The organism is Natrinema soli (assembly GCF_028618695.1).
The window spans coordinates 1-1,325 of record NZ_JAQIVI010000341.1; the positions used below are offsets into that span (position 1 = coordinate 1).

Sequence of the window (1,325 nt, forward strand, 5' to 3'; positions counted from 1 at the left end):
CGTCGCGGGCCGCGACCACCAGCACGTTGACGCGCTCGAGGAGGGGCTCACAGACCGCCCGCGCCTCGCTCGGCGACCAGAGCTTCGAGCGGTAGTTGAGGTCGAACACCGTCTCCGCGCCGGCCGCTCGCGCGCGACGGAACAGTTCGTCCGTCGTCTCCGCGAGCTGATCGGAGAGCGCGGGCGTGATGCCGCTGACGTAACAGGCGTCGTGGGCCTCGAGGTCGATCTCGTCGACGAGTTCGTCGATCGTCGTCGTTCGGACGGCCGCGTGTGCCCGATCGTAGACGACGTTCGTGCCGCGGGGCTCGCCGCCCTGCTCGAGGTAGTAGGTTCCCTGTCGACCGGTCGACGACCAGACGATCGACGGCTCGGCGCCGTGGCTCCGGACGTCGCGGACGACGCGCCGACCCAGCGGGGAGTCGGGGAGCTTCGAGGCCCACACCGCCTCGAGACCGAGGTTCGACGCGGCGATCGCGACGTTGCTCTCCGCGCCGGCCGTTCGGAACTCCAGCTCGGACGCCGTTTCGATCCGGGTGCCCGGTTCCGGGGAGAGACGAAGCATCGTCTCCCCGAACGTGATGAGCGATGACATACGCTCGGGGACGGAGCGGCCGGTGATAAAACCAATTATGCGGTCCGACGTCCGGCCCCGATGGCGAACTCGACTCGGTCCGACGAGGCCATCGTTACCACTCGGCGACGCTGCCGTCGTCGTGGGTCCAGACCGGGTTGTGCCAGTCGACCGGCTCCTCGGACTGCCGTTTCACGTACTCCTCGTCGATCTCGATGCCGAGTCCGGGGCCGTCCGGGATATCGACGTAGCCGTCCTCGTAGTCGAAGACCTCGGGATCGGCCAGGTAGTCGAGGACGTCGCTCGTCTCGTTGTAGTGGATGTCGAGGCTCTGCTCCTGAATGAGAACGTTCGGCGAGCAGGCGTCGACCTGAATGCACGAGGCCAGCGCGATCGGTCCCAGCGGGCAGTGGGGCGCGACGGCGACGTCGTAGGCCTCGGCCATGCTCGCGATCTTTGTGACCTCCGTGATCCCGCCCGCGTGCGAGAGGTCCGGCTGGATCAGGTCGACGACGCCCTGTTCGAACACCGACTTGAAGTCCCACCGCGAGTACAGCCGCTCGCCCGTCGCGATCGGGATCGACGTCCGCCGGGCGATCTCCGGCAGGGCGTCGTTGTGCTCGGGCAACACCGGTTCCTCGACGAACATCGGCTCGTAGGGCTCGAGCGCGGTCACGAGCCGCTTTGCCATCGGCTTCGAGACCCGGCCGTGGAAGTCGACGCCGACGTCGACCTCGTCGCCGACGGCCTC

Annotated in this window: 2 protein-coding genes; both read right to left on the minus strand. The window is 68.1% G+C overall.

Annotated elements, in window-relative coordinates; genetic code table 11:
- Nucleotides 1-595 (minus strand): sugar kinase (locus PGX04_RS19885; protein ID WP_273740102.1); only part of this gene is annotated, 595 nt, incomplete at its 3' end.
- 94 nt (nt 596-689) lie between these two features.
- On the minus strand, nt 690-1,325 hold a 636-nt coding region (gene dgoD, locus PGX04_RS19890), incomplete at its 5' end, for a galactonate dehydratase (protein ID WP_273740103.1).